The sequence below is a fragment of the Micromonospora sagamiensis genome (assembly GCF_014680085.1).
Lineage (GTDB): Bacteria > Actinomycetota > Actinomycetes > Mycobacteriales > Micromonosporaceae > Micromonospora > Micromonospora inyonensis.
The window spans coordinates 5,429,372-5,437,099 of the sequence record NZ_AP023438.1; the positions used below are offsets into that span (position 1 = coordinate 5,429,372).

At 74.7% G+C, this 7,728-nt stretch carries 7 protein-coding genes; 4 read left to right on the forward strand and 3 right to left on the reverse strand.

The genetic code is table 11. The annotated features are described in order from the left end of the window. Nucleotides 1-157 precede the first annotated feature (157 nt). A complete protein-coding gene (locus IGA62_RS24010; protein WP_145818754.1) occupies nucleotides 158-1,390 on the reverse strand; it encodes a PucR family transcriptional regulator in 1,233 nt (410 codons plus the stop codon). 86 nt (nucleotides 1,391-1,476) lie between these two features. Here IGA62_RS24010 and IGA62_RS24015 point away from each other — a divergent pair, with 86 nt between their 5' ends. Both IGA62_RS24015 and IGA62_RS24020 read left to right on the forward strand, forming a co-directional pair. Then, on the forward strand, nucleotides 1,477-2,568 hold the full coding sequence (locus IGA62_RS24015; protein WP_145818753.1) for a ferredoxin reductase: 1,092 nt from the start codon (nucleotides 1,477-1,479) through the stop codon (nucleotides 2,566-2,568). 17 nt (nucleotides 2,569-2,585) lie between these two features. Further along, nucleotides 2,586-3,737: a fatty acid desaturase family protein gene (locus IGA62_RS24020; RefSeq protein ID WP_145818752.1), complete on the forward strand. Its 1,152-nt coding sequence runs from the start codon at nucleotides 2,586-2,588 to the stop codon at nucleotides 3,735-3,737. 74 nt (nucleotides 3,738-3,811) lie between these two features. Here IGA62_RS24020 and IGA62_RS24025 read toward each other — a convergent pair whose 3' ends face one another. Beyond that, nucleotides 3,812-4,567, reverse strand: a complete 756-nt coding sequence (locus tag IGA62_RS24025; RefSeq protein WP_186499915.1) for a GntR family transcriptional regulator — start codon at nucleotides 4,565-4,567, stop codon at nucleotides 3,812-3,814. A 169-nt stretch (nucleotides 4,568-4,736) separates the two neighbouring features. Here IGA62_RS24025 and IGA62_RS24030 point away from each other — a divergent pair, with 169 nt between their 5' ends. Both IGA62_RS24030 and eccB read left to right on the forward strand, forming a co-directional pair. After that, a complete protein-coding gene (locus IGA62_RS24030; RefSeq protein WP_145818750.1) occupies nucleotides 4,737-5,528 on the forward strand; it encodes a nucleotidyltransferase domain-containing protein in 792 nt (263 codons plus the stop codon). Nucleotides 5,529-5,621: 93 nt separating this feature from the next. Further along, on the forward strand, nucleotides 5,622-7,007 hold the full coding sequence (eccB, locus tag IGA62_RS24035; RefSeq protein ID WP_145818749.1) for a type VII secretion protein EccB: 1,386 nt from the start codon (nucleotides 5,622-5,624) through the stop codon (nucleotides 7,005-7,007). 47 nt (nucleotides 7,008-7,054) lie between these two features. Here eccB and IGA62_RS24040 read toward each other — a convergent pair whose 3' ends face one another. Then, complete coding sequence (locus IGA62_RS24040) at nucleotides 7,055-7,648, reverse strand: class I SAM-dependent methyltransferase (protein WP_145818748.1); 594 nt, start codon at nucleotides 7,646-7,648, stop codon at nucleotides 7,055-7,057. Between the last annotated feature and the right edge of the window lie 80 nt (nucleotides 7,649-7,728).

Genomic DNA, 7,728 nt, shown 5'->3' on the forward strand with positions numbered 1-7,728 from the left:
GCCCGCCGGCCGGCCGGCAGACCCCGGCGGGACGGGCGCGGGATCCGGGGACGGCGGCGGGTTGGTGTCTTGGAAAGCGCTTTCCCGGTGCAGTCACGATACGAGCCGCCATCCGTTCCGTCAACGCTCGTCGATGCCTTCGGTCCGGTGTCGGCCGTCAGTCGCCGGCCGGGGCCGGGCGCTCCGGGAAGGCCAGGGCCAGGGTCAGCTCCAGCACCGTGGCCGGGTCGGTGAGCCGGTCCCCGTACAGCTCCCGTAGCCGGCCCATCCGGTAGCGGACGGTCTGCGGGTGGACGAAGAGATCGGTCGCCACGTCGTCGCGCCGGCCGTGGTGCAGCAACCACGACCGCAGCGTCTCGGCGAGGCGGTGCGCGGTGGCCGGCGGCAGTGACGCCAGCGGCTCCAGCGCCCGGCTCCGCAGGTCGGCCAGCCCTTCCGGATCCATGCCGAGCACCAGTTCGGCCAGGTGCCGCTCGGTGTCCAGCGGCTCGCCGTCCGTCGGTGGGCCGATGTCCAGGGCCAGCAGCCGGCAGGCCCGGCGGAACGACACCGCCACCCGGTGCCAGGGGCGGGCCGGCCCGAGCACCGCGCGGCGTCCGTGCAGCACCCGGGCCAGCTGCCGTCGCCGGGCTCCATGCATGTCCGGTACGAGCAGCACGGCGGTCTCCGCACCCGGCTCCGGCCCGGGCAGGTCCTCGCCGGCCTCCAGGGTGTGCGGGCTGAGCAGGGCGAGCGGGCCCCGCAGGCTCGTCCGGGGAACCAGGACGGCGGTGAGGGTCTGCGGTGGCGGCCAGTCCGCCCGTTCGGCGCTGGACAGCAGCACCTTCTCCGGCTCGCCGGCCAGCAGGTGCTGCGCCAGCCGTTCCAGGTTGCGCCGTCGGGCGCGTCCGGCGCTGGCCAGCTCGTCGGCGTGCCCGGCCACGCTGGCGGCGGAGAGTTCGTCGATGTAGGCGAAGAGCAGCTCGGCGAACTCCGCCACCGTCGCGGCGGGGAGCCCGCTGCGGACCGTCGTGGTGGACATCTCCCGCCAGGCGACCCGGGCCCCGATCCGGTAGGCCGCCAGCAGGGCGTCCATGCTGCGGCCGGAGCGCGCCTCGCCGCTGCCGAGGGCGTACGCGGCCTCCAACGCGGGGGCCAGGGGGGTGCTCGGGTCGGTGCCCTGGGCGTGTTCGAGCAGGTTGAGGAAGGTGCCCAGGGCGATCTGCACGGCGTTGGAGATCTTGTCGCGCATCTGGCCGGTGAGCGTGCCGGAGTAGCTGGGCACCTCGGCGGTGATCGCGCTGACCGTCCGCTCGGCCAGCAGCGGGAGCTGGTCCTGTAGCTCCCGGGCGACCCGCTCGTCCAGGGCCAGCCGGGCCGCCTCGCGGGTGGCGCGGGAGGTTTCCGCCATTTTTTGTTCCCTCCGCACAAGAAGGTGAGGCTGTTTTACCTCGCCGAGCCAAGCTTTTGTACTTACGGTGCGCCCACCATGGTTATATGACCACCACCGTCCCGCACCGGTCCAGCCGGGTTCCCCTCCGGGACCGGCTCCTGCGGCTCGCCGGCGCGGTCACCACCCCGCTGCTGCCCGAGGACTACCTCGACCTCGTCGCGCCGCTGCGCGCCGGGGCCGACCTGCGCGGCCGGATCCTCGACGTCCGGCCCGAGACCCGCGACGCGGCGACCGTCGTGATCCGCCCCGGCCGTGGCTGGCGCGGCCACCGGCCCGGCCAGTACGTCCGACTCGGCGTGGACGTCGACGGCGTGCGCCAGTGGCGCGCGTACTCGCTCACCTCGCCGCCCGGTCGGCGGACCGACCCGGTCACCGTCACCGTCAAGGCCCTCCCTGACGGTGTCGTCAGCAACCACCTGGTCCGCCGCATCCGGCCGGGGACCATCGTCCAGCTCGACCAGGCCCAGGGCGACTTCGTCCTGCCCCGACCGGCGCCGGACCGGGTCCTGTTCGTCACCGCCGGCAGCGGTGTCACCCCGGTCATGGGCATGCTCCGGTCCGGAGTCCTGGCCGGGGCCGACGTCGTCGTGCTGCACTCCGCGCCCACGCCGGCCGACGTGATCTTCGGCGCCGAACTGCGCGGTCTCGCCGCGCGCGGCGCGCTGCGCCTGGTCGAGCGGCACACCGACACCGACGGGCTGCTCGACGTGGCGGACCTCGCCGATCTCGTGCCGGACCATCTCGACCGGCAGACCTGGGCCTGCGGCCCGGTCGGCCTGCTCGACGCGGTGGAGCGGCACTGGGCCGACGCCGGTGCCGCCGACCGGCTGCACACCGAGCGGTTCCGCCCGACCGTGATCACCGCGGGCGAGGGCGGGCCGGTGACCTTCACCGGCGTCGGGGTCACCGTCCAGGCCGACGGGGCCCGCGCGCTGCTCGACGCGGGCGAGGAGGCCGGGGTGTTGATGCCCTCCGGTTGCCGGATGGGCATCTGCTTCGGCTGCGTCCTGCCGCTGCGCCAGGGCGCGGTTCGCGACCTGCGTACCGGGGAACTCACCACCGCACTGCCCGGCGACGGCGTACTCATCCAGACCTGCGTGTCGGCCGCGGCCGGCCCCTGCGACATCGAACTCTGACGACGGGAGTTGCGGACATGACCGTGATCCAGAAGAAGCCGCACAACCCGATCGCGCACCTCACCGAGGCGGACATCGAGGCGCTCGCCGCCGACCTCGACGCGATCCGGGACCGGGTCATCGCCAGCCGGGGGGAGCGGGACGCCGCCTACATCCGCCGGCTCATCGCCACCCAGCGCAAGCTGGAGCTGGGCAGTCGGGTCGTGCTGCTCTTCTCGCTCTTCCCACCCGCATGGGTGGTGGGCACCGCCGGCCTCGCGGTGGCGAAGATCCTGGACAACATGGAGATCGGCCACAACGTCCTGCACGGCCAGTGGGACTGGATGCGGGATCCGAAGATCCACTCGACCACCTGGGAGTGGGACCACGTCTCCCCGGCCGAGCAGTGGAAGCAGTCACACAACGAGCTGCACCACAAGTACACAAACGTCGTCGGCCGGGACAACGACCTCGGCTACGGCATCATGCGGGTCGACGAGGACCAGCCCTGGCGGCCGATGCACCTCGGCCAGCCGCTGTGGAACCTGGTCAACGCCTGCTTCTTCGAGTACGGCATCGCCGCGTACGACATGGAACTGGGCCGTCACCTCCAGGAGAAGACCACCCGGGACCCGGTGTTCCGCCGCCGGGGGAAGGCGGTGCTGCGCAAGATCCGCCGTCAGGTGCTCAAGGACTACGTGCTGCACCCGCTGCTGTCCGGGCCGTCCTTCCTCAGCACCCTGGCCGCCACCTTCACCGCGAACCTGATCCGCAACCTGTGGAGCCACTCGGTGATCATGTGTGGGCACTTCCCGAGCGGGGTGGAGACCTTCGAGAAGACCTCGATCGAGGGGGAGACGAAGGGGGAGTGGTACCTGCGGCAGATGCTCGGGTCGGGCAACATCAGCGGTGGTCGGCTGCTGCACCTGATGGCCGGCAACCTCTCCCACCAGATCGAGCACCACCTCTTCCCCGACCTGCCCAGCAACCGCTACGGGGAGATCGCCCCGGAGGTGCGCGAGGTCTTCCGGCGGTACGGGCTGTCGTACACCACCGGCTCGCTGCCCCGGCAGGTCGCCTCGGCCTGGTGGAAGGTCATCCGGCTCTCCCTGCCGAACCGGTCCGCCGCCGGCCCCCGCCCGGTGGACGACCGGCCGTCGGTGACTCGCGAGCCCTCGCTGGTCGGCTGACGCCGCCGACTGCCGACTGCCGACCGCCGACCGCCGCCCGCTGGCTGGCGGTTGGCGGCGCGTCCGGCCGGCGGTCAGCCCCGGCGGACGAGTTCCAGGTCGATCCGGTCGGTGTCGTACCAGTGGCGGCTGAACAGCGCCACCCGGTCCCCCGGGGCCACCGCGAAGTGCCGCTGCTCCAGCAGGAGCAGCGGGGCGTCCGAGGCGAGGTCGAGCCGGTCCCGCAGATCGGCGTCCGGTACCACCGGCACGAGCCGCGCCACCGCCTGCCGCAGCGGCAGCCCCAGCGCGGCGAGCCGGTCGTGCAGCGAGTCCTCCGCGCCGAACGCGTCGAGCGCGGTGGGCTCCGGCAGCAGGCCCGCCGGGATCCACTCGGCGCAGTGCGCCACCGGAACGCCGTCGGCGGTGCGGGTGCGGGTCAGGTGCACGACCGGGGAACCCGGATCGACGTGCAGGTGGGCGGCGAGCGCCGGATCCGCGACGACGTGCCGGACGCGTAGTCCGGTCGTCCCGGGCCTGCGTCCGACCAGCGTGATGCCGCGTCCGGTGCCGGTGAGCCGCTCCAGGCCGTGCGCCGGGCGGGGGGCCGCCGAGACGAACGTGCCGACACCCCGGCGACGGACCAGGAGCAGGTCCCCGATCAGCTCGGTGACGGCCGCGCGCAGGGTCGGGCGGCTCACCCCGAGCCGGCGGGCCAGTTCCGGCTCCGCCGGCAGCCGCGTGCCGGGGGCGAGAACCCCGTCCCGGATCAGCTCCCGCAGGCGGGCCGCGGTCCGGGCGCCGAGCGTCCGGGTCTCGGTGTCCAGTCGTACCGACCAGTTCGTGTCCATCACGCCTCCCGGCTCCTCTGCTCGGTGCGAACGGTGGTACGCGCCTGTGGCGTCGTGGGCGGGCGACCGGAGGCAAACATGTCGATCCGTATTCTCGCCCCTACCTTCCGTGCGCGCAGCCCCGGGGGTGGGTGTGCCACCTCCGGCGGCGGGCGGGACAGAATGCGGCATGCATCCCGACGTGCGGATCTATCTCCGGGACCTGGTCGACGCCGCGCGCGACGTGCTCGGCGACAACCTGGTGGGCGCGTACGCCGCCGGCTCGGTCGCGCTCGACGCGTACCAGCCGGGGCGCAGTGACGTCGACGTGGCCCTGCTCTGCGCGTACGCCCCGGGGGCGGAACGTGGCCGCCGCCTGGTGGCGCGGCTGCGGCACGAGGCCCTGCCCTGCCCGGCCCGTGGCCTGGAACTGGTCCTCTACCGGGAGGCGGTCGCCCGCTCCGGCACCCCGGAACCGGGCTACGAGGTCGAGTTGAACACCGGGCGGGGGATGCCCTTCCGGGCCAGCGTCGACGGGCCGGACCGACCCGCCACCGACGGCCTGTTCTGGTACGGGCTCGACCGCAGCATCCTGCACCAGCACGGACTGACGCTGTTCGGCCCGCCGGCCGCCGAGGTGTTCGCCGATCCGGCCCCGGCCGACCTGCGCCGGCTGCTGGTCGACGCGCTGCGCTGGTGGCTGGCCCTGCCCACGCCGGACGACGACCGGCCGGCGCCCGGCGCCGAGGACGCGGTGCTGGGCGCCTGCCGCTCCCTGGTGCGCTTCCGGCACGGGGTGTGGCTGTCGAAGGTCCAGGCTGGGCGCCGGCTCGCGGAGGCGGGTTGGTGCACCGACGTGATCGAGCGGTCGATCGCGGCCCGTGGTGGCGGCGTGCCGCCGAGCGGTCCGCAGGCGCGGGCCGTGCAGGAGCGGGTGCTCGCCGAGATCAGCGGAACGGACGTCCCGTCCGCGAAGGGGTGACGTCCGGGTCGCCAGCGGTGCCGCCGTGCCCGTACGCGGTGTGATCGTGCACCCCTTATCCTGTGACCCGACCGACCACGGGGAAGGGAACGCATGCCGTCGCGGCAGGACCAGCTCCACTCGTACCAGTTCACCGTCCAACGGGCGGTCGCCGCCCTGGTGACGCGGGAGACGGACCCGGCGGTCCCCCCGTTTCGCCGGTTGGCCGGCGCGGCCCTGGCCAGTGTGCTGGTGGCGGTGATCGTGCTCGGCGGTGCCGCGCTCTACGGTCTCTTCGCCGGCGGGGGTTCCGGCTGGCGCGACGAGCGGGCCGTGGTGGTGGAGAAGGAGTCGGGTGCCCGCTTCGTCTACCGGGACGGGAAACTCCACCCGGTGTCGAACTACGCCTCGGCGCTGCTGATCATCGGTGCCGAGCGGGCGAAGACCGTGCTGGTCTCCCGCCGCTCGATCCAGGGGGTGCCGCGCGGCCTGCCGTTGGGCATCCCCGACGCGCCCGACTCGCTGCCGGACGCCGGACGGCTCACCACCGCGCCCTGGACGGTCTGCTCGGTGACCGGCCCGGACGCGACACCGCCCCACTCGGTGCTGCTGGTCGGTGCCCCCGCCCGGGACGGCCGGCCGCTCGGCGACGACGCGGTGCTGCTCCGTCACCCGGACGGCAGCCTCCACCTGGTCTGGCACCGGCACCGGCACCGGCTGCGCGACGCGAACCGGGTGCTGGCCGCGCTGGCCACCACCCGGCAGCGGGCGGTGCCGGTGGCTCCGGCGCTGCTCGACAGCCTGCCGGCCGGCCCGGACCTGGCCCCGTTGGACCTGCCCGGCCTGGGGGAGGCGTCCGACGCGGTCTCCGGTGCCGACATCGGCGACGTCCATCTGGTCACCAACTCCGGTGGCGGTCGCCAGTACGTGGTCGTCGACCGGGACGGGGTCGCCGGCATCACCGAGTTGCAGGCGAGCCTCCTGCTGGCCCGGACCGGGCAGGGTGACCCGCACCCGTTGACCCTCGGCCGGTTCGCCCGGTTGCCGAAACTGCCCGACCTCGTGCCGACCGGCCCCACCGCCCCGCCGACCAGCCCACCCCGGCTGGCGCGCCCCGAGGCGGGCGCGATCTGCGGGCAGGCCGGTGACGACGGCGGCGTCCGGGAGGTACGCGTCGGCGCGACCGTGCCGGAGCGGGGGGCGGTGCCTCGCGACGGCGGACCCGCCGGGACGGGCGGCGTGGTCGCCGACCACGTGGTGGTCGAGCCGGGCCGGGGCGCGGTCGTCGAGTCGGTCGCCGCGCCCGGGGCGACCGGTGGTGCCGTCTCCGTGGTCACCGACCTCGGCCGGCGGCACGTGGTGGCCTCGACGGAGGTGCTGGGCATGCTCGGGTATCCCGACGTCCGGCCGGTCCGCCTGCCCGCGGGCCTGGTCAGCCTGGTGCCCGCCGGCCCTCCGCTGGACCCGGAGGCGGCCCGGGAGGTCGTCGTACCCGCCTGAGGGCGACCGGTCGAAGGCGGCACGGCAACCGCGAGGCCGGCGGGGTCTCAGTCGGCGGGACGGCGCAGCACGGTGACCGCGAAGTCGGCGTCGGCCCGCCAGGGCCGCAGGTCCCAGGTGGCGAACCGGTGCTCCCGGTGGAGCCCGGCGGCGGACGCGTCGGCGTCGAAGTCGGCGAGCGGGTATCCCCGGTCGGTGCCGAACCCGACCACCAGCACCCCGTCCGGGCGCAGGTGGGTGGCGAGCCGGCGGAGCACCTCCCGCTCCGTGCCGGGGGCCACGAAGGCCATCACGTTGCCCGCGACCACGGCCGCGTCGAACGGTTCGCCGGGCAGTTCCAGTTCGGCGAGGTCGGCGACCAGCCAGGTCGGCCCCGGATGGTCGGCGCGGGCCGCCTCGACCAGTGCCGGGTCGGCGTCGACCCCGACCACGGTGTGCCCCCGGTCGGCCAGCGCGGCGCCGACCCGGCCGGTGCCGCAGCCGGCGTCGAGGATCCGCGCGCCGGGCCGGACCATGGCGTCCAGCAGCCGCGCCTCGCCGGTCAGGTCCGCCCCCTCGGCGGCCAGCCGGCGGAACCGGTCGATGTACCAGCGGGAGTGGTCGGGTCCGGTCTCGGTCACCCAGCGGGTCGGCTTGCCCATGACGCCCACCGTAGCGGTCGGTGGTCACCGGCGGGCCGGTGACCACCGGGATGCCGGACGACGTCGACGGGGCGGCGTCA